Annotated in this window: 19 protein-coding genes; 5 read left to right on the plus strand and 14 right to left on the minus strand. The window is 64.4% G+C overall.

Annotated elements, in window-relative coordinates; translation table 11 throughout:
- Positions 1–150: 150 nt before the first annotated feature.
- The 5 genes from ACP7DD_RS24770 to rpsP form a co-directional block, all read right to left on the minus strand.
- Entirely contained in the window at positions 151–810 is a 660-nt protein-coding gene (locus tag ACP7DD_RS24770) for a CoA pyrophosphatase (RefSeq protein ID WP_426177833.1), read from the minus strand.
- Positions 811–904: 94 nt separating this feature from the next.
- The gene (gene rplS, locus ACP7DD_RS24775; protein WP_099791882.1) at positions 905–1,291 is read right to left on the minus strand and encodes a 50S ribosomal protein L19; all 387 of its coding nucleotides are present in this window, start codon (positions 1,289–1,291) and stop codon (positions 905–907) included.
- A gap of 102 nt (positions 1,292–1,393) precedes the next feature.
- Positions 1,394–2,140 carry a tRNA (guanosine(37)-N1)-methyltransferase TrmD gene (gene trmD, locus ACP7DD_RS24780; RefSeq protein ID WP_426177836.1) on the minus strand — a complete coding sequence of 249 codons (747 nt, stop codon included), beginning with the start codon at positions 2,138–2,140 and terminating at the stop codon, positions 1,394–1,396.
- A 26-nt stretch (positions 2,141–2,166) separates the two neighbouring features.
- The gene (gene rimM / locus ACP7DD_RS24785; protein ID WP_426177838.1) at positions 2,167–2,712 is read right to left on the minus strand and encodes a ribosome maturation factor RimM; all 546 of its coding nucleotides are present in this window, start codon (positions 2,710–2,712) and stop codon (positions 2,167–2,169) included.
- 16 nt (positions 2,713–2,728) lie between these two features.
- Positions 2,729–2,980, minus strand: a complete 252-nt coding sequence (gene rpsP / locus ACP7DD_RS24790) for a 30S ribosomal protein S16 (RefSeq protein ID WP_099791876.1) — start codon at positions 2,978–2,980, stop codon at positions 2,729–2,731.
- A 227-nt stretch (positions 2,981–3,207) separates the two neighbouring features.
- Here rpsP and ACP7DD_RS24795 point away from each other — a divergent pair, with 227 nt between their 5' ends.
- Entirely contained in the window at positions 3,208–3,633 is a 426-nt protein-coding gene (locus ACP7DD_RS24795; RefSeq protein WP_426177840.1) for an NINE protein, read from the plus strand.
- 44 nt (positions 3,634–3,677) lie between these two features.
- On the opposite strand, the gene ACP7DD_RS24800 is transcribed toward ACP7DD_RS24795, so the two are convergent.
- From ACP7DD_RS24800 to ACP7DD_RS24840, 9 genes are all read right to left on the minus strand, one after another.
- A complete protein-coding gene (locus tag ACP7DD_RS24800; protein ID WP_426177842.1) occupies positions 3,678–5,705 on the minus strand; it encodes a hypothetical protein in 2,028 nt (675 codons plus the stop codon).
- 268 nt (positions 5,706–5,973) lie between these two features.
- Entirely contained in the window at positions 5,974–7,764 is a 1,791-nt protein-coding gene (locus ACP7DD_RS24805; protein WP_426177843.1) for an acyl-CoA dehydrogenase, read from the minus strand.
- Between the two features lie 109 nt (positions 7,765–7,873).
- Entirely contained in the window at positions 7,874–8,806 is a 933-nt protein-coding gene (locus ACP7DD_RS24810; protein WP_426177845.1) for an electron transfer flavoprotein subunit alpha/FixB family protein, read from the minus strand.
- Positions 8,807–8,841: 35 nt separating this feature from the next.
- On the minus strand, positions 8,842–9,591 hold the full coding sequence (locus tag ACP7DD_RS24815; protein WP_426177847.1) for an electron transfer flavoprotein subunit beta/FixA family protein: 750 nt from the start codon (positions 9,589–9,591) through the stop codon (positions 8,842–8,844).
- Positions 9,592–9,783: 192 nt separating this feature from the next.
- Entirely contained in the window at positions 9,784–10,011 is a 228-nt protein-coding gene (locus ACP7DD_RS24820) for a sulfurtransferase TusA family protein (RefSeq protein WP_099791970.1), read from the minus strand.
- 161 nt (positions 10,012–10,172) lie between these two features.
- On the minus strand, positions 10,173–12,785 hold the full coding sequence (alaS, locus tag ACP7DD_RS24825) for an alanine--tRNA ligase (RefSeq protein WP_426177849.1): 2,613 nt from the start codon (positions 12,783–12,785) through the stop codon (positions 10,173–10,175).
- Positions 12,786–12,845: 60 nt separating this feature from the next.
- Positions 12,846–13,610 carry a glycerophosphodiester phosphodiesterase gene (ugpQ, locus tag ACP7DD_RS24830; protein ID WP_426177851.1) on the minus strand — a complete coding sequence of 255 codons (765 nt, stop codon included), beginning with the start codon at positions 13,608–13,610 and terminating at the stop codon, positions 12,846–12,848.
- 2 nt (positions 13,611–13,612) lie between these two features.
- Positions 13,613–13,753: an AraC family transcriptional regulator gene (locus ACP7DD_RS24835; protein WP_426177853.1), complete on the minus strand. Its 141-nt coding sequence runs from the start codon at positions 13,751–13,753 to the stop codon at positions 13,613–13,615.
- Between the two features lie 153 nt (positions 13,754–13,906).
- Positions 13,907–14,251 (minus strand): DUF1294 domain-containing protein, encoded by a 345-nt coding sequence (locus tag ACP7DD_RS24840; RefSeq protein ID WP_426177855.1) that lies wholly within the window; start codon positions 14,249–14,251, stop codon positions 13,907–13,909.
- A gap of 191 nt (positions 14,252–14,442) precedes the next feature.
- Here ACP7DD_RS24840 and ACP7DD_RS24845 point away from each other — a divergent pair, with 191 nt between their 5' ends.
- From ACP7DD_RS24845 to ACP7DD_RS24860, 4 genes are all read left to right on the plus strand, one after another.
- Entirely contained in the window at positions 14,443–14,982 is a 540-nt protein-coding gene (locus ACP7DD_RS24845; protein ID WP_426177856.1) for a hypothetical protein, read from the plus strand.
- 50 nt (positions 14,983–15,032) lie between these two features.
- The gene (locus ACP7DD_RS24850) at positions 15,033–15,434 is read left to right on the plus strand and encodes a DUF3597 domain-containing protein (protein WP_426177858.1); all 402 of its coding nucleotides are present in this window, start codon (positions 15,033–15,035) and stop codon (positions 15,432–15,434) included.
- Positions 15,435–15,664: 230 nt separating this feature from the next.
- Entirely contained in the window at positions 15,665–17,899 is a 2,235-nt protein-coding gene (locus ACP7DD_RS24855) for a family 1 glycosylhydrolase (RefSeq protein ID WP_426177859.1), read from the plus strand.
- 216 nt (positions 17,900–18,115) lie between these two features.
- Positions 18,116–19,843 carry a cation:proton antiporter gene (locus ACP7DD_RS24860; RefSeq protein WP_426177861.1) on the plus strand — a complete coding sequence of 576 codons (1,728 nt, stop codon included), beginning with the start codon at positions 18,116–18,118 and terminating at the stop codon, positions 19,841–19,843.
- Positions 19,844–20,399 lie beyond the last annotated feature (556 nt).

Consider the following 20,399-nt stretch of genomic DNA (forward strand, 5'->3'; position numbering starts at 1 on the left):
AGCCCAACGACCCGGACGAAAGTTCGCCCGGGTCGTTAAAGCAGTAGCGCAGCGCTATCCCGAAAAACGATTGACGAAAAAGACGACTGAGGAAAAAAAAGCTTAACTTAGCGGCATTAAGGTCTGACCCCGATGGTGGCGATGGCGCGTTCAGGCGCGCAGGAAATGGAACAGGTTGCGCAGCATGCCGGCCGTGGCGCCCCAGATGAAGTGGCGCTCGTACGGCATCGCGTAAAAGCTGCGCCGCCCGGCCGGCAAGTCGACCGACAGGCGCTGGTGGTGCGCGCCGTTCATCAGGTGCGCCAGCGGCACTTCGAAAATCTCGGCCACTTCCTGCGGATCGGGCACCAGCTCGAACGGCGGCGTCAACAGCGCCACCACCGGCGTGACGCGGTAGCCGGTGCCGGTCAGGTACAGCGGCAACTGGCCGATGATCTCGACGTGCGCAGCGTCGAGGCCGATTTCTTCCTGCGCCTCGCGCAAGGCGGTCGCCACCGGCGAGGCGTCGCAGGTCTCGGCGCGTCCGCCCGGGAAGCTGATCTGGCCGGCATGGCTGGACAGGTGATCGGTGCGCTGGGTCAGCAGCATGGTCAGCCCGCCGGGACGCGCCACCAGGGGAATGAGCACCGCCGCCGCAATCATCACCTCGCGCTGCACCAACGACTCGTCGAGCGCTTCCGGGTGCCAGTCGGGCGGCGCGGCAAAGTGGCTGCGCAGCCAGTCGGCCGTCAGGCGGCTGGCGTCGACCGGCGCTTCGCCGCCGACGGAGTCTATCGGTAACTGCTCGGGATCGAAAGGGAGCTTGGCCAAACGCGTTTCCTCCAGCAAAAAACAAAAAAGGCACCCAGTGGATGCCTTTTTCCAGGCATCAAGGATGCCTTCGTTCGCAACGCAGTCGCTATTATTACTTGGCAGCGGCCGGAGTTGCAACGCGACGTTGTGGCAGCTTTTCCTTGATACGCGCGGATTTACCCGAACGCTCACGCAGATAGTAGAGCTTGGCGCGGCGGACATCACCACGACGCTTGACTTCGATCGATGCGATCAGCGGGGAATACAGCTGGAACGTACGCTCGACGCCTTCGCCGGACGAGATCTTGCGAACGATGAAGTTCGAGTTCAGGCCACGGTTACGACGGGAGATCACAACGCCTTCGTATGCCTGGGCGCGCTTGCGGGTGCCTTCGACGACGTTGACATTGACGATGACGGTATCGCCTGGTGCGAAGTCAGGAATAGTCTTGCCCAGACGGGCAATTTCTTCTTGCTCAAGAATTTGAATCAGGTTCATTTTTATGACTCCATTTACCATCGTGCTGGCGCTGCATTCGCCCAGTAGAGGATGGGGTTAAAACGGACGGGCAACATGCCCGCCAGGTACAACAACAGGTTTTTATAAACCTGCCAAAAATTTTTCATCCAGCTTGGTCAGCACGCCCGCTTCGCGCGCCTTGACCAGCAGGTCGGGCCGCTTGCGCGCCGTCGCTTCGAGCATCCGCTGGCGCCGCCACTTGACGATCTCGGCGTGGTTGCCTCCCATCAGTACCGGCGGCACGCTCACCCCTTCGTACGTCTCGGGCCGCGTGTAATGGGGCGAATCGAGCAGGCCGTTGACGAAACTGTCTTCGATTGCCGAAGCATCGTCGCCCAGCACGCCCGGCAACTGCCGCACCACCGCATCCATCAGCGCCATCGCCGGCAACTCGCCGCCCGACAGCACGAAGTCGCCCAGGCTGATTTCTTCATCGACCACCCGGTCCAGCAAACGCTGGTCGACCGCTTCGTAGCGTCCGCACAGCAGTACCAGGCCCGGCTCGTCTTTCAACTGCATCACGCGTTGGTGAGTCAGCGCGCGCCCCTGGGGCGACATGAAGACCACCCGCGGCGGCGCCAATCCGAGCTCGACCTGGCGCTGTTTGGCAGCCCCGATCGCCGCTTCGAGCGGCTTGGCCATCATCACCATGCCGGGTCCGCCGCCATACGGGCGGTCGTCGACGGTGCGGTGATTGTCGGTGGTGAAATCGCGCGGATTCCACAACGACAGGCCCCAACGCTGCTGCTCGTGGGCGCGGCGGGTTACCCCAGACTGCGTCAACGCGGCAAACATTTCGGGAAACAAGCTCACGACGTCAAATTGCATCGCGTTTTCGCTTCGTGGACGACGCCTTAATAATCCAGGCCCCAGTCCACAGTAATTTTTTTGGCTGCAAGGTCGATCGTCTTGACGTATTGGTCAACGTAGGGAATCAGCCGTTCCTCAGCTTTCGCTTCGGTAGTGGCATCAGCCACCGGCGTGATCCGGAAGATCGACTGCACACCGTTGTCCATCATGTCGGTGACTTGCCCAAGGGCTTCACCTTGCAGATTGACGACGTCCAATCCGATCAGGTCGGACCAGTAAAACTCGTCGGCCGGCAATGATGGGAATTCGCTGCGGGGAATCGTCACTGCGGCGCCTTTCAGCGCCTCTGCGGCATCCCGCCCCACTACATCAACCAGCTGGGCCACGACGTCGCCGCCGTGTAATTTTGCCGTGCGCACCTTGACAGCATGCAGCACCGGCTTGTCAAGCCACCAGGTCTTCGCGCTTTGCAGCGCATCGGCGTCGGCTGAAAACGGGGTGACCCGTATCGAACCGGTGATACCGAAGGCGCCGGACACATACCCGACTTGCGTCAGGTCGTCCGGGGGAGTTGCCGCAAGATCGGTCAAACCTGGCCCAGCGAAATTACGCTGCTACTGCTGGCTGCGAAGCGACCAGGCGTGCAACGGTTGGCGACAATTGTGCGCCAACGCCTTGCCAGTAAGCCAGACGGTCTGCGGTAATGCGCAGGCCGACTTCGCCACCAGCTGCCATCGGGTTGTAAAAACCGATGCGCTCGATGAAGCGGCCGTCGCGGCGATTGCGCGAGTCCGTTGCAACGATGTTGAAGAACGGGCGCTTCTTGGCGCCTCCACGAGCTAAACGAATAACGACCATAATTAAATCCAAAAAGTTATGCTGGGCGGAAAAAGCCGACAATTATAGCGCGCAATGCCGCGCAGCAGCAAGCAGTAATGATCACAGGGCGCGCAATTCGGGCCGAAGTCGAGCATTATCGCCGATTTCGGCCCCCGGCGGCAAAGCGAATTTAAGGGAAAACTGCTGTGAGCCGGCCGGTTTTGACCGATACTGCGTGCTTTCCTTCTTAAAGGTTGCCCGCTTTCATGTCATCCGCCCGCCCTCGCCACAAGAACAAGACCTTCGCCACCCTGCTCGCGCTGCTGCTCGGCGGCACCGGCGCCCATCGTTTCTTCCTGCGCGGCATGGGTGACAAGTGGGGCCTGCTGCACCTGGCAAGCGTGCCGGCCACGGCGCTGGTGATGGCGCTGGCGCCAACTGCGGATATCTTTTTCCAGGTGTTGCCACTGACGGTGTCGTACCTGGCCGGTTTCCTCGAAGCGCTGGTCATCGGGCTGATGCCGGATGAAAAATTTGACGCCAGCTTCAACGCCGGCTCGGGCGGCCGTACCGATTCGCGCTGGCCGCTGGCGATTCTTCTGGTGGTCACGATGCTGGTGGGCACCACCACGCTGATCGCCACGATCTCGCGCCTGTTCGACCTGATCTACACCGGCGGCGCCTACGGCTAAGTGCGTGGGCGCTTGGCCGTGACAACATCGCGCCGGCTGCAACCCTAGTGGGCCGCGCGCCTGCCCTTCAAGTCTTCGCGCAGGTCGCGTGGCGACGCCGCCGCCGAGCCCGCCCGCAGGCTGGACGGCTGCGCCGCGGTGGCGCCCGGCGTCAGCACCAGGTTGTCGTCCCAGCTGGCGCCCACACGCATCAGGATTGGCGCCGGCAACGCGTCCACCGCGGCCAGGTCGATCCACGGCGCGATGCGCTGCAGCACCAGCTTGAGGCGCGGCTTGATGGCGGCCTCGCCAATCCGGCCGCGCTGGCCCCAGCCGACCAGCACTTGTCCAGCCGTCATGCCATCGGTGAACGGCGTGGTGAAGGCGATGTCGTAGCGCACGCCGTGCCGGTAGCTCATCATGAATTCCTCGAACAGCATCGACAGGTCTTCGCGCGAATTGCTGTCCTGGAAGATCGAGTAGGCGTAGTCGTCCGAGGCGCGATCGGCGGCGAAGAAACGGCCGACGTCGGCCGGACCATACGATTTCTGCTCCGCCGTTGCGGTGACGCCCTGGTACATGACCTGGCCAAGCCCCTTCATTTCCGCCGACATCAGCGGATATTGCGCGGCCAGCACGTCCGACACCAGCGTGCGCGCCCCCACCCTGCCCGCCACGTTGGCCCAGATCGACTGCGCCGGGTTGAGGTTGCGCTCGCCCGGCGCGAAGAAGTCGCTGGCGTGGCCCAGCTCGTGATACAGCAGGCGCCCTATCTCGAGCACCAGTTCTTCGTTGGTGCGGGTGACGCGCGCCGTTGCCGGGAAGCTGCGGCGCGCGTAGGCATTGTTGCGCACCTGGCGGCCAAAGCTGGTGAAATTGAGCTCATCGTCGAAGGTGCTGCGGTAGTCCGGCACCTCGGTGACGACGTCGCGCTGCTCCGGCGTGAGCCACAGGTTGTTGGCGTCGAGGTAGATGGCGCCGCTGACCGACCAGTAAAAACTCGGCCGCACGTGCGAGCCGAGCACGATCGCGGTCACGCCGCCCAGCAGCCGGCGGAAGTCGCCGTGCGGATCCTGGGTCAGCAGGAACTGCTCGAAATTGGCGCCGAGGAAGTCGTGCGACGTCAGCACGCGCCCCATGATCTGCGCCACGCTGGGCACCGCGCCGGGACCGGCTTCGGTCTGCAGCAGCGGCAAGGTCGCGCTGCTGCACAGGTTGTTGCGCCCCGAGTCCTGGAAGTACAGCCCGTTGTTGTAGGCGCAGCCGGTCAGCGCGGCCGCGTACACGCCAACCGGGCGGTAAGGATGCACGCGCGCCGTTGCGTCGAACAGGTAGCCATCCGGCAGCGCAGGCTCGGGTTCGACGCCGACGAGGATGTCGTCGCTGTCCTGGCGGCCGCTGCTGGTCGTCATTACCGCGCGGAACTTCAGCACCGTATCGGCTGTCACTTTCGGCGACTTGAACGTCAACAGCCGGTTATTCGTCGTATTCATCGTCACGGTCGGGCCGGCCACCTGCGTCCAGGCGATGCTGCTCACCGTTTCACCGCCAACCAGTGTCGGCCAGGCACGCACCGAGGTATTGAAGTTCGGCCGTACGGCATGGTCGGAGCGCAGCGTGACGAAGCTGCCGGCCGGCGCCGCCGTCACCTGGACGTCGGCGGTGCCGCTGGCGGTGCGGCCGTCGCCGAGGGTGACGTCGGCGCGCAGCCGCACGGTGCCGCTGGTGGCCGGTTCGAAGGCAACGGTGGTGCTGCGCGCGGCCAGCAAGGTGACGGCCGGTCCGCTGACCACCGTCCAGGTCACATCGGCAACGATGCCGCTACAGGCGAGCGCGCTGGCGCCGGCCGTCTTGCCGGCCTGCACAGTCGCATCGGCAACGACATGCACGACACAGCCGGCCGGCGGCGGCGGAATCGGCGACGGATCGGGCACCGGAGTCGGGGTCGGCGTCGGCGTCGGAGTTGGGGTCGGCACGGGCGCCGGCACCGGCGCGGGTGCGCCACCGGATGAGCCACCGCCGCCGCAAGCGGCCAGCAGCGTACCCAACAACACCATCGACGACAAACGGTACGACAACACGGTAAATTTCAAGATAGATCCCTGTCCTGGTTTCGCAAGATCAGCCAGCCGTCAATTGCCGCGGCGCCAATGTTCCCAAGACAGGAAAGATACAGCAAATCCCGCGCGCTAATTAACCAGAAAGAATTGGAAACAAAAAATTTATTGGCAACTTTTGACTCAAAGCAGCGACGAGGCGGGCAGGACTGCGGGAACTTGCAAAAATGAAATAGACCAATCAACTACTTGACGTCGTCCCCGTGGCGCGAGGACGACGTTGTCTACAGCCCCGGTTACGCGATCAGAACTGGTCTTCCGCCAGCGCCAGCACGCCGGCGCTGCCGTCGACGATCGACGCGCGCAGGCCAGGCGCCTGCGACAGGATGTGGTCGGCGAAGAAGCGCGCGGTGGCGATCTTGGCCTTGTAGAACGACGCGTCGCCCTGGCCGGCATCGAGCTTCTGCTGCGCCACCAGCGCCGCGCGCGCCATCTGCCAGCCGCCCAGCACGATGCCGGCCAGCCGCAGGTACGGCACGCTGCCGGCGAACACGCCCTTGATGTCGGACTTCATGTTCATCACCATGTACTCGACCACGGCTTCGAGCGCCGCGCTGCCGCCGGTCAGGTGGCAGGCGATGGCGCCGAAGTCGGCGCCGCCGGCCGCGGCCAGCTGCGCCTCGGTGGCGCGTACCTGGGCGATGATGCCCTTGGCGACCGCGCCACCGTCACGCACCGTCTTGCGTCCGACCAGGTCATTGGCCTGGATCGCGGTGGTGCCTTCGTAGATGGTGAGGATCTTGGCATCGCGGTAGTGCTGCGCGGCGCCGGTTTCCTCGATGAAGCCCATGCCGCCGTGGACCTGCACGCCGTCGCGCGTGACGTCCTGCGACATCTCGGTCGACCAGCCCTTGATGATCGGCACAAGGTACTCGTACACCGCCTGGTTGGCCGTACGCGTATCGGCGTTCGGGTGGTGATGCGCCAGGTCGCTGATGCCGGCGCCAACGTAGGCCAGCGCGCGCGCCGCCTCCACCTGCGAGCGCATCGACATGAGCATGCGGCGCACGTCCGGGTGGTGGATGATCGACACCGGACCGGGCGAACCGGCCAGGTCGCGCGACTGCACGCGGTCCTTGGCGAAGGCGACCGCCTGCTGGTACGAGCGGTCGGCCAGGCCAATACCCTGCATGCCGACGCCGAAGCGGGCCGCGTTCATCATGATGAACATGTATTCGAGGCCGCGGTTCTCTTCGCCGACCAGCGTGCCGATCGCGCCGCCGTGGTCGCCGAACTGCAGCACCGCGGTCGGACTGGCCTTGATGCCCAGCTTGTGCTCGATCGAGACGCAGTGCGCGTCGTTGCGCTCGCCCAGCGAACCGTCGGCATTGACCAGATATTTCGGCACGATGAACAGCGAGATCCCCTTCACGCCCGGTGGCGCATCGGGCGTACGCGCCAGCACCAGGTGGACGATGTTCTCGGCCATGTCATGTTCGCCGTAGGTGATGAAGATCTTGGTGCCGAACACTTTGTAGGTGCCGTCGCCCTGCGGCACCGCGCGGGTGCGCACGGCGGCCAGGTCGGAGCCGGCCTGCGGCTCGGTCAGGTTCATGGTGCCGGTCCACTTGCCGCAGATGAGCGGCTCGAGGTAGGTCGACTTCTGTTCGTCGGTGCCGGCGGTGAGCAGCGCCTCGATCGCGCCGTCGGTGAGCAGCGCGACCAGTGCGAACGAGATCGACGACGCGTTGAGCATCTCGATGCAGGGCGTAGCGACCAGCTTGGGCAAGCCCTGTCCGCCGAATTCGGCCGGATGCTGCACTCCCTGCCAGCCGGCTTCGGCGAAGCCCTTGAAGGCTTCCTTGAAGCCTTTGGCGGTGGTGACCTGGCCGTCGTGCCAGAAGCTCGGCTCCTTGTCGCTGGCGTGGTTCAGCGGCGCGACCACGTTGCCGCAGAATTTCGCGTTCTCTTCGAGCACCGCAAGGGCCGTGTCGGCGGTGGCGTCTTCGCAACCGGGCAGCTGGTTGATGGCGGACAGTCCGGCCAGTTCGTTCATCACGAACAGCATGTCTTTCAGCGGTGCTTTGTAGCTCACGTGGATCTCCTAGTATTTATATTTCGCGTACCGTTAACCAAACCGGGGTCTGACCCCAAGGGGTCAGACCCCAGACGCGATGCGTTTGTGGTCATGCGACGAACTTCGATCAGCCCAGCTGCTTGACCAGGTCAGGCACCACTTCGAACAGGTCGCCGACGATGCCGTAATCGGCCACCGAGAAGATCGGCGCTTCCGGATCCTTGTTGATGGCGACGATGGTCTTCGAGTCCTTCATGCCGGCCAGGTGCTGGATCGCGCCGGAGATGCCGACGGCGATGTACAGCGCCGGCGCAACGATCTTGCCGGTCTGGCCAACCTGCCAGTCGTTCGGCACGAAGCCGGCGTCGACCGCGGCGCGCGAGGCGCCCATTGCCGCGCCCAGCTTGTCGGCCAGCGGCTCGAGAATCTTGAAGTTGTCGCCCGAGCCCATGCCGCGCCCGCCGGAGACGATGACCTTGGCGGCCGTCAGTTCCGGACGATCCGACTTGGCCAGCTCGCGGCCGACAAAGCTCGACTTGCCCGAATCGCCAACGGCGGCGACGTTCTCGATGGCAGCCGTGCCGCCGGTGGCCGGCGCCGAATCGAAGCCGGTGCCGCGCACGGTGATGACCTTGACCTTGTCGCCCGACTGCACCGTGGCGATCGCGTTGCCGGCGTAGATTGGGCGCTCGAAGGTATCGGGCGAATCGACCTTGGTGATTTCGGAGATCTGCGCGACGTCCAGCTTGGCGGCCACGCGCGGCAGGATGTTCTTGCCGTAGGCCGTTGCCGGCGCCAGGATGTGCGAGTAGGCGGCAGCTATGGCGAGCACCTGCTCGGCGACGTTTTCGGCCAGGCCGTCGGCGAAATGCGGCGCGTCGGCGACCAGCACTTTGGTGACGCCGGAAATGGCGGCGCCCTGCGCGGCGGCGGCGCCGCAGTTACTGCCAGCCACCAGCAGGTGCACTTCGCCGCCGCATTGTGCGGCCGCGGTGACGGTGTGGTGCGTGCTTCCCTTCAGGGATGCGTTGTCGTGTTCGGCGATGACTAATGCGACCATGATGATTCCTATTCTTTTAAAAGGGGCGGACCCGCTCAGATTACTTTGGCTTCGGTGCGCAGCTTGGCCACCAGGGTCGCCGCGTCAGGCACCTTGATGCCGGCCGAGCGCTTGGCCGGCTCGACGACCTTCAGCGTCTTCAGGCGCGGCGCCACGTCCACGCCCAGGTCTTCCGGCTTGATCACTTCGAGCGGCTTCTTCTTCGCTTTCATGATGTTCGGCAGCGTCACATAGCGCGGCTCGTTCAGGCGCAGGTCGGTGGTGATAATGGCCGGCAGCGTAAGCGCCAGCGTCTCGAGGCCGCCGTCGACTTCGCGCGTGACGGTGACCTTGTCGCCATCGACCACCACTTTCGAGGCGAACGTCGCCTGCGGCCAGCCGAGCAAGGCTGCCAGCATCTGGCCGGTCTGGTTCGAGTCGTCATCGATCGCCTGCTTGCCGAGGATGATCAGCTGCGGCTGTTCCTTGTCGGCGACCGCCTTGAGCAGCTTGGCCACGGCCAGCGGCTCGAGATCGGCGCCGGTCTCGACCAAAATCGCGCGGTCGGCGCCGATGGCCATACCGGTGCGCAGCGTTTCCTGCGCCTGGGTGACGCCGCACGACACGGCGATCACCTCGGTGACCTTGCCGGCTTCCTTCAGGCGCATCGCTTCTTCCAGCGCGATCTCGTCGAACGGATTCATCGACATTTTGACATTGGCGATATCGACGCCGCTGCCGTCGGACTTGACGCGGACCTTGACGTTGTAGTCGACCACACGTTTGACGGGAACCAGAACTTTCATGGGGTGCCTTTGCAAAGAATTGAAATTGGTGACTGACTAGTGGCCTAGATTATATGAGAAAAACAGCATGATGGCGAAATTAAAGCACGATCGTGCGATTTTTATTTGAAACTGCACGCAGCGCAACCGGGGTCTGACCCCATTGGGTCAGACCCCGGACCCGAGACCCGGTCTGCCTATATAGGAATTTACTTACTTGCGGCGCATCAAAAACGTGAACTCGAGGCCGTTTTGCGTGTGCGACAACAAGGCGTTGCCGGTTTGCTTGGCAAAGGCCTGGAAGTCGCGGACGGAGCCGGAATCGGTTGCGACAATGCGCAGCACCTGTCCGGTTTCCATCTCTGCAAGCGCTTTCTTGGCCTTCAGAATCGGCAACGGACAGTTCAGGCCGCGCGCATCGAGTTCTTTCTGGTATTCCATGATGTCGCTAACAATGGAGAGGTCGCTCATCGAATGGTTCACTGGGTTGGTTACGGTGTTCATGGGAGTCAATATACTCCAATTGGCGCATTATGACGCACCGCACCAAAATAAACTTCGGTCGTTGCAAAACCACAACGACCGTGTCCAGCTAGCAAACATTATGATGCGCGCTGTCCAACCCATGCCGCCACGCCTGCCAGTGCCGCCGGCAAGCCGGCAGGATCGGTGCCGCCGGCCTGCGCCATGTCGGGACGCCCGCCGCCCTTGCCGCCAACCTGCTGCGCGACAAAGTTCACCAGCTCGCCCGCCTTGACCTTCGACGTCGCGTCCGCCGTGACGCCGGCGATCAAGGTGACCTTGCCGTCGGCCACTGCCGCCAGCACGATGGCGGCCGTCTTCAGCTTGTCCTTCAGCTTGTCCATCGTCTCGCGCAAGGTGGCGACGTCGGCGCCTTCCAGCGTTGCCGCCAGCACCTTGATGCCGTTGACGTCGACCGCCTGGGTGGCCAGTTCATCGCCCTGCCCCGACGCCATCTTCGATTTGAGCTGCGCCAGTTCCTTCTCCAGCGACTTGACCTGGTCCTGCACCTGGGCGATGCGGGTGGTCAGTTCGTCCGGATTGGTCTTGAGCGCGCCTGCCGCTTCCTGCAGGCGGCGATTGAGCATTTGGACCAGGGTCAGCGCGCCTTCGCCGGTGACCGCTTCGAGGCGGCGGATGCCGGCGGCGACGCCGCCTTCGTTGATGATCTTGAAGAAGCCGATGTCGCCGGTGCGCTCGACGTGCACGCCGCCGCACAGCTCTTTCGACGAGCCGATGTCGAGCACCCGCACTTCGTCGCCGTATTTTTCACCGAACAGCGCCATCGCGCCGTGCTTGACGGCGTCGTCGAACGACATGTGCTGCGCCTTGGTGGCGTGGTTCTGCAAGATCTCGCGGTTGACGATCGTCTCGACCCTGGCGATCTGCTCGGCCGTCAGCGGCGCGTTGTGGCTGAAGTCGAAACGGGTCTTGTCCGGATCGACCAGCGAGCCTTTTTGCGCCACATGGCCGCCCAGTACCTCGCGCAGCGCCTTGTGCATCAGGTGGGTCGCCGAGTGATTGCGGATGGTGCGGCCGCGCTTGTCCTCGTCGACGATGGCGTCGACCTTGTCGCCCACTTTCAGTACGCCGACCACCAGTTCGCCGTGGTGGCCGAACACGTCGGCCTGCACCTTCAGCGTGTCTTCCACTTCGAAGGCGCCGGCGGCGCCCTTGAGGACGCCCTGATCGCCGACCTGGCCGCCCGACTCGGCGTAGAACGGCGTGGTGTCGAGCACCACGATGCCGGACTGGCCGGCCTTCAGTTCTTGCACCTGTGCGCCTTCGGCGTACAGCGCGATGACGGTGGCGTTGTGCACCAGGTTCTCGTAGCCGACGAACTCGGTCTTGGCGCCGGAGTACTCGACGCCGGCGGCCATCTTGAATTTACCGGCCGCGCGCGCGGTCTTCTTCTGCTGCTCCATCGCCGCGCTGAAGCCTGCTTCATCGAGCGTGATGCCGCGTTCGCGGCAGATGTCGGCGGTCAGGTCGAGCGGGAAGCCGTAGGTGTCGTACAGCGTGAAGGCGGTGGCGCCGTCGAGGTTCTTGCTGTCCTTGGCCAGCTGCGCCTCGAGGATCTTCATGCCGTTTTCCAGCGTCTCGCCGAAGCGCTCTTCTTCCTGCTTGAGGACCTGGGCGACACGGTCTTTGGCGTCGGCCAGTTCCGGGTAGGCGACGCCCATCTCGGCGTTCAGGTCGGCCACCAGCTTGTAGAAGAATGGCTTGCTCTGACCGAGCTTGTGGCCGTGGCGCAGCGCGCGGCGAATGATGCGGCGCAGGACGTAGCCGTGGCCTTCCGGGCCCGGGATGATGCCGTCGACGATCAGGAACGAGGCGGCGCGGATGTGGTCCGCGATGACGCGCAGCGATTTGCTCTCGAGGTCAGTGGCGCCGGTCTCGCGCGCGGCTGCCTTGATCAGATTCTGGAACAGGTCGATCTCGTAGTTGCTGTGCACGTGCTGCAGCACCGCGGCCAGGCGCTCCATGCCCATGCCGGTGTCGACGCACGGCTTTGGCAGCTTGTTCATGTTGCCCGCTTCGTCGCGGTTGAACTGCATGAACACCAGGTTCCAGATTTCGATGAAGCGGTCGCCGTCTTCGTCGGGCGAGCCTGGCGGGCCGCCCGGAATGTCGGCGCCGTGGTCATAGAAGATCTCGGTGCACGGGCCGCACGGGCCGGTATCGGCCATCTGCCAGAAGTTATCGGACGCGTAGCGCAAGCCCTTGTTGTCGCCGATGCGGATGATGCGCTCTGTCGGCACGCCGATTTCATTGGCCCAGATGTCGTACGCCTCGTCGTCCTCGAAGTAGACGGTGACGGTCAGCTTGTCGGCCGGCAGGCCGTAGACCTTGGTCAGCAGCTCCCACGCGTAGTTGATGGCGTCGCGCTTGAAGTAGTCGCCGAAGCTGAAATTGCCAAGCATTTCGAAGAAGGTATGGTGGCGCGCGGTGTAGCCGACGTTTTCCAGGTCGTTATGCTTGCCGCCGGCGCGCACGCAGCGCTGCACCGAGGTGGCGCGCGAGTAGGGCCGGCTGTCGGTGCCGATGAAGACGTCCTTGAATTGCACCATGCCGCTATTGGTCAGCAGCATGGTCGGATCGTTGCCCGGCACAAGCGGGCTCGACCGGACAATCGTGTGTCCCTTCGATTCGAAGAATTTGAGGAATTTGTCGCGAATTTCAGATGATTTCATGGATTGTATGGGCGTCGAGAAGCAGCATGCTAGAAAAAACAATTATAGCTCACCGCCTACCTACTTTAGTCGCTCGGCAAAATCCGGGCCAATCAGGTCGATGCGGTCGGTGCAGAAGCCGTCCACGCCCCAGAGCAGCAGCTCGCGGGCGCGAATTCGGTTGTTGACGGTGTAGCAAAAAAGGCCAAAGCCGGCCAGCCTGATCTCGCGCGCCAGGCTGGCCGTCAGGTGCTTGTGGTTGGTGTGGATCGCCACCGCGCCCAGCGCGCGCGCGCGTGGCTCCCAGTTGCGCGGCACCGCGTCGAACAGAACGGCGCGCGCGAGGTCCGGCGCAGCCTCCTGGGCGGCGGCCAGCGCGGCCTCGCTGAACGACGACAGCAGCGGCACGAGCGCCACTTCGCCGGCGGCGATTTCGGCTGCAAACATGACGCGCGTCGCCGACGCCACCGCGGCGCCGGTTTCGGCCTCGAATCCCGGCGCCGGCTTGATTTCGATATTCATCCAGATGCCGTTGGCTTTGCAGAACGCGACGAAGTCGGCGAACAGCGGCACCGGCTCGCCGGCGAACTTCTTGCCGAACCAGCCGCCGGCGTCCATGGCCGCCAGTTCCGCCGCGTCGTAGTCGAACACATTACCTGAGCCGGCTACCGTACGGCCGAGATAAGGGTCGTGCAGCACCACCGGAACGCCGTCGCGCGCCAGCATGACGTCGAATTCGACGGCGCGATACCCGTGCGCCAGGCCGCACCTGAGCGCCGCGATGGTGTTTTCGGGAGCGAGCTTGCCGCCGCCGCGGTGCGCCAGCACCTTTTTATATGGCCACATGATCAGGACGATACCACCGCTTGCGGACCGCCGGTATGGAAGCTGCGCCGGTACTGCGCCGGCGACTGCCCTGCCAGCCGCTTGAACCGCCTGCTGAAAGTGGCGACGTCGAGGTAGCCCACCTGCTCGGTCACCTGCGCCACGCTACGCTGGCCGGTTTCGAGCCGGGCCTGCTCGCTGGCAAAGCGACTGCGCCGCTGATCCAGTTCGGCATCGAATACTATCGCGCTCCACCGTTCGGCAACGGCAGCCCGGATTCGGCGTGAGCTGCCCCCAGATAACTGATATGCCTATCGCTATGGGAGCATCGCAGGCGGCGACGCCAGCCAGCCGAACGCGACCATATTGAGCGCCACGGTGCCATAAAACGGCAGGCGGAACGACTGCTTGGCCGACTTGTGGCGCAGCCATTGCTGGGCCAGCACGGCGCCAGGCCAGCCGCACGCCAGGCCCATCATCAGCAATGTACTCTCCGGCGTGCGGCGGCGCCCGGTGCGGGCGGCCGCCTTATCGAGCGCGTAAGCGCAAAAGCAGGCCGCGCTGGCAACCAGATACAGCGCGCCGATCCACAATGGCATGCTCCAGGCGAACGTGGCGTACGCGTACATCGCGGCAAACAGGAGAATCGGGGCATAGCGCATAGGGGGGGCAAATAATGAGGAGCGGAAAACTAGCTTACTTGCTGACATTGCGGCTGTCTACCGGGTTGCTTGTTCGCTGCGTGCAGTGGCGAACAGATCATCGTTGGCATGACCGCTAATATTGCTGGATCGGCATCGAGCCTGCATTCGCGCAGGCAGGTGCTTCGTTTCCAACCAACGTGGAGGTCGATATGAGTTTCGATTTAGGTAATCTGTTACAGCAATATGCCAGCCAGAACCCGGCCAATCCGCAGCAGGCCGAGAATGACTTCGACCAGGTCGCACAAGCCGCACCGCGCGGCGATCTGGCGCGAGGCGTATCCGAAGCATTCCGCTCCGACCAGACACCGCCGTTTCCGCAGATGCTGGGCCAGATGTTCGGCCAGAGCAATTCCGGCCAACAGGCTGGCATGCTGAACCAGTTGCTCGGCGGCCTAGGCCCCGGCGTGCTGGCGTCGCTCGCCGGCGGTGCGCTCGGCAATCTGGGCAATCTGTTCGGCGGCGGCAATAACAACAATGCCCAAGCGCCACAGATTTCGCCAGAACAAGCTTCGCGGATGACGCCGGAGCAAGTGCAGCAGATTGCCGAAAAAGCCGAACAGGACAATCCCGGCATCATGGATCGCATGGGCGAGTTTTATGCCGAGCATCCACAGTTGGTCAAGGGTCTGGGCGGCGCCGCGCTGGCGCTGGTGCTCGGTCGCATGGCCCAAGGCATTCAGCGCCGCTAATTTACCACCACCACAATTACCACCACCACAACATCACTTAAGGACACATCATGGGCATTCTGAGCAATATCTTCCGCAAGATCTTCCCGTCGTCGCATCCCGCCGCGACCCAGGCAACGACGCCGACAGCCGGCACCGCCGCCGCGCCTGCGCAGCCGACCACGACAGCTGCACCTGCGGCGGCGCCGATGGCGGAGGTCGATGTCGAAGCGATCCTCAACGGAATGGCGGGCGCCGCCGGGCAGGCGCTGAACTGGCGCACGTCGATCGTCGATTTGCTCAAGCTGTTGAGTCTCGACAGCAGCCTGCAGTCGCGCAAGGAACTTGCAGCCGAACTGCACTACACCGGCGACACCAACGACTCGGCGTCGATGAACATCTGGCTGCATCGCCAGGTGATGAACAAGCTGGCGGCCAATGGCGGCAAGGTGCCGGCCGACCTGAAGGACTAAGCGCGCAGCGTTCAAGTTACACGTGAAAACGTCGGGGTCAGACCTAGGTCTGACCCCGAATTTCATTCCACGGACAGTTCCAGAACCGGGGCCCGCCGAATTAAAAACGGGTCTGACCCCGTTTTGAGGAAACACGTTGGCTCGGCTGCGCCGTAGTGGCGATAAGAAATTCGAACTTTAGGGATTTGGTAGGTATCTAATTTGTTTCGAGCAAGCATCAGGTGAAATGTATGCATCCGAAAAATGCTTCCATATCAGTGCCGCCATTGCAGTTGTGGGGCGGCCTCGAGTGCACCGTCAATCGGGTGCGCGACCAGTATTTCGATCAACTCGACCGCAATGGGCACCGCCACCGCGATGACGACATCGACCGCTTCGCTTCACTTGGCATCCACGCCATCCGCTATCCCGTTCTGTGGGAAACCACCGCTCCCGACGGCATCGCCAATGCCGACTGGAAGTGGACCGACCGCCGCCTGGTGGCGCTGCAGCAGGCCGGCATCACGCCGATCGCCGGACTCGTGCATCACGGCAGCGGCCCGCCACATACCAGCCTGACCGATCCGGCATTTGCCACCGGCCTGGCCGAGTTTGCCGGCGCGGTGGCGGCCCGCTATCCGTGGCTGAGCTACTACACGCCGGTCAACGAGCCGCTCACCACCGCGCGCTTCAGCGGCCTGTACGGCCTGTGGTATCCGCATGGCAGCGACGACAACACCTTCATCCAGGCGCTGCTGATCCAGTGCCGCGCCGTCGTGTTGTCGATGCAGGCAATCCGCGCGATCAACCCTGACGCCAAGCTGGTGCAAACCGATGACTTCGGCAAGACGTACAGCACGCCCGAGATGGCCCTGTTCGCCACCTTCTACAACGAGCGTCGATGGCTGGGGTGGGACCTGCTGTGCGGCATGGTCGGAACGGAGCACCCGCTGTGGCCCTACCTGACCGCGACCGGCATCGACCACGCCGAGCTGCTCTGGTTCCGCGACAATCCGTGCCCACCCGACATTATCGGCGTCAACTATTACGTCACCAGCGAGCGCTGGCTCGATCACCGCCACGACCGCTATCCGCCCCACTTCGCCGGCGTCTCGGACTTCACCCGATTCGCCGACATCGAGACCTCGCGCGCGCTGGCAGCGCCGACACCAGGCATCGCGCCGCTGCTCGACGAAATCTGGGACCGCTACCACTTGCCGATGGCCATTACCGAAGCCCACATCGACGCCGCCCGCGAAGACCAGCTGCGCTGGCTGCTCGAAATCTGGCAAGGCGCGCTGCAGGCGCGGAAAAATGGCGCCGACGTGCGCGCCGTCACCGTCTGGGCGTTGCTCGGCTCGTTTGACTGGAACAGCCTGGTGACCCAGTCGAACGATTATTACGAGGCCGGCCCGCTCGACGTGCGCTTTGCCGAGCCGCGCCCGACCGCGCTGGCGGGCATGATGCAGGAACTGTCGGCCGGCCAAGCGCCGTCGCATCCGGTGCTCAACGGTCCCGGTTGGTGGCGCCGCGCCGGCCGCTTCCTGTGCCCGCCGGTTGCCACGCCGGACGCGCCGACGTCGATTCCCGCCAGCCTGCATCGGGTCGTGATCGCCAACGCGGCGCCGATCCTGATCGCCGGCGCCACCGGCACGCTCGGCCGCGCCTTCGCGCGCATCTGCCAGCAGCGCAACCTGGCGTATCGCCTGCTGAGCCGCGGCGAGATGGACATCGCCGATCCGGCCAGCGTCGAGCAGGCGATGACCCGGCTGCGGCCATGGGCGGTGGTCAACGCCAGCGGCTATGTGCGGGTCGACGACGCCGAGCACGACGTCGAGCGCTGCTTTCGCGAAAACGCGACCGGGCCGGCGGTGCTGGCGGCCGCGTGCGCGCGCCACGGCGTGCACCTGACCACATTTTCGAGCGACCTGGTGTTCAGTGGCCGCCAGGCCAACCCGTATGTCGAGACCGATCCCGTGGCGCCGATCAACACCTACGGCCGCAGCAAGGCCGAGGGCGAAAGCGCCGTGCTCGACTGCAATCCCGATGCACTGGTGGTGCGCACCAGCTCCTTCTTCGGCCCGTGGGACGAATTCAATTTCGTCGCGCAGGCGCTGAGCGCGCTCGAGAGCGGCGCACCGTTCGCGGCGGCCAGCGACATCACCGTGTCGCCGACGTATGTGCCGGACCTGGTGAATGTCTGCCTGGACTTGATGATCGACGGCGAACGCGGCGTGTGGCACCTGACCAACGGGCATGCCCTGACATGGGCGGAGCTGGCCGGCAAGGCGGCGCAGCACGCCGGGGTCGATTGCAGCCTGCTCGGTGCGCAGCCGGCCGCCGCATGCAATTACGTTGCAGCGCGGCCGCCTTACACCGCCCTGCACACCAATCGTGCGGTGCTGCTGCCGACGCTGGACAACGCGCTGGCGCGGTATCTGCAAACACGCGAGGCGCACACGACCAAGGTCGCGGTGACGATCTAGACAGCGGAGCACGCCGGCATCAGCCACCGATACCTGCCTACGTCAAGCGTATTCGCCAACGGCAGCGTCGGTGCGGTTTCTGCCCAGCGCGGTTGCGTCGCTTCCACGCCGCCGCGTCCACCACCACAGCCGCGTTATAAAATGCAAACACCGTAACCCACCCACAGGCCGCCCGTGCAAGAAGATCACTCCTTCCCCTTTCTTCGGGAAATCCTCTTGTTTCTCACCCTCGCCGGCATCCTGATCCCCCTGCTGCAGCGCCTGCGCATCAACCAGGTGCTCGGCTTCCTGGCGGTCGGCGCCCTGCTCGGTCCGTTCGGACTGGGCCTGATGGCCGAGCGCTCGCCCTGGCTGGCCTACCTCACCTTTCCGCGCGTCGAAGGCGTCAACGTGCTCGCCGAACTGGGCGTGCTGTTCCTGATGTTCATGATCGGCCTGGAACTGTCGGCGGCGCGCCTGTGGTCGCTGCGGCGCTGGGTGTTCGGCGCCGGCACCGCGCAGGTGTGCGTGTGCGCGGCGCTGATCGCCGGCGCCCTGCTGCTGCTCGGCCAGCGCACCGAAACGGCCATCATCGTCGGCCTGGTGCTGTCGCTGTCGTCCACTGCGGTGGTGATGCAGCTGATGTCCGAGCAGCACACCACCACCACTCGCCTGGGCCAGGCCGTCTTCTCGATCCTGATGCTGCAAGACCTCGCCGTGGTGCCGCTGCTGATCCTGATCGGCGTGATGACCAAAGGCACCAGCGGCGGCGTCGCCTCGCTGGTGCTGATCACGCTGGCCAAGGCCAGCGGCGCCATCGCGCTGATCTACCTGGTCGGCGGGCGTGTGATCCGCCCGCTGTTTCGCACCTTCGCCCGGCGCCACCAGCCGGACGTGTTCATGGCGCTGATCCTGCTGTCGACGCTCGGCATCGCCGGCCTGTCCGCCGCCGCCGGGCTGTCGATGGCGCTCGGCGCGCTGATCGCCGGCCTGTTGCTGGCCGAAACCGAATTCAAGCACGAAGTCGAGCTGATGATCGAGCCTTTCCGCGGCCTGCTGATGGGACTGTTTTTCATGACCGTCGGCATGGGCATGGACGCGCGCCAGGTGATCGACGCACCGCTGTGGCTGGCCGGCGCCGTGCTCGGCCTGGTCGCCATCAAGGCATCGGTCGTGGCGGCGCTGTTTCGCTCCGGTGGCCTGAACTGGGGGCGCGCGATCGAAGGCGGCCTGCTGCTCGGCCAGGGCGGCGAGTTCGCCTTCATCGTCATCGGCTACGCCATGGCCGGCGGGCTGGTCGACGCCGCGCTCGGCCAGCGCGTCATGCTCGCCGTCGGCCTGTCGCTGTTCGTCACGCCGATGCTCGCCAAGCTCGGCCGCGCCATCGGCGACCGCTGGGAGCTGCGCCAGCATGCGCTGGCAGCCGACCACGACAGCAGCGAACTGGCGTCCGCGCGCGGGCACATCATCATCGCCGGTTACGGTCGCGTCGGGCAAATGCTCGGCAAGCTGCTGGCCGAGCAGAAGATTCCGTTCGTCGCCTTCGAAAACGACGCGCGCATCGCCTCCGAGCTGCACCGGCAAGGGCTGCCCGTGTTCTTCGGCAACGCCTCGCGCGCCGAGCTGCTGCGCCGCGTGCATGCGCAGGAGGCGCCGGCCATCGTGCTGACGATGGACCATCCGCAATCGGCACTGCAGGCGGTGCGCGGGATTCGGCGCGAGTTTCCCGACGTGCCGCTGTTCGCCCGCGCCCGCGACGAGCAGCAGGCGCGCCTGCTGAAACTGGCCGGCGCCACCGTGGTCGTGCCGGAAACGCTGGAGGCGAGCCTGCAGCTGTCGGCCTTCGTGCTCGAGTCGATGGGACTCGAGGAGCTCGAGGTGGACAGCATCATCGACGATGAGCGCGCCTTGTTCCTGAAGGCGCTGTCGCAGGTCAAGTCGGGCGTCAACGGCGCCCTGTTGTAGCTATTCCCGCCCTGCTTTAGCTATTCCTTCGGCAGGTCCGGCGGGACGGACACCTGCGCGTCGCCGCCGTCGCCGTGCTGCCGGTTCCCCTTGCCTTCGACCGACTCCTCGATCAGCCGCGATCACTCGTCCGGCACGCCCTGTTGCCCGCCGCTGTTCGGTTTTTTCACATCGCTCTGGTCGTGCGGCGTGCTGATCATCGTCTTCTGCTGGGAAATGGGTTGGCGTTGCCGACTCTACGCGCAACTGCCGCGTCGCGATGCACTGTTGAACGCAACCATGACCGCGCCAGAACCGGGGTCAGTGCCGACATTCGGACACGAACTCGACAGCTGCACAACAACTGAAAACCAGCAGAGATTGAGCCCGGACGTCGGGACTGTCCCCGTTTGTGTACACGACAGCAGAGCTTGTGTCCGAATGTCGGCACTGGCCCCCCTAGCCTGAATGTTTCACAAACTGCCACAGCGGCCTCCGGGTTGCCGACACTGGACTTGTTTGGCTGTAATCGGAATGTCGCGGGCGATGTCGCCCCTACCCAATTGAACGGGACATC

The sequence above is a fragment of the Massilia sp. TWR1-2-2 genome, from assembly GCF_049897565.1.
In the GTDB taxonomy this organism is placed as follows: Bacteria; Pseudomonadota; Gammaproteobacteria; order Burkholderiales; family Burkholderiaceae_D; genus JAFCUW01.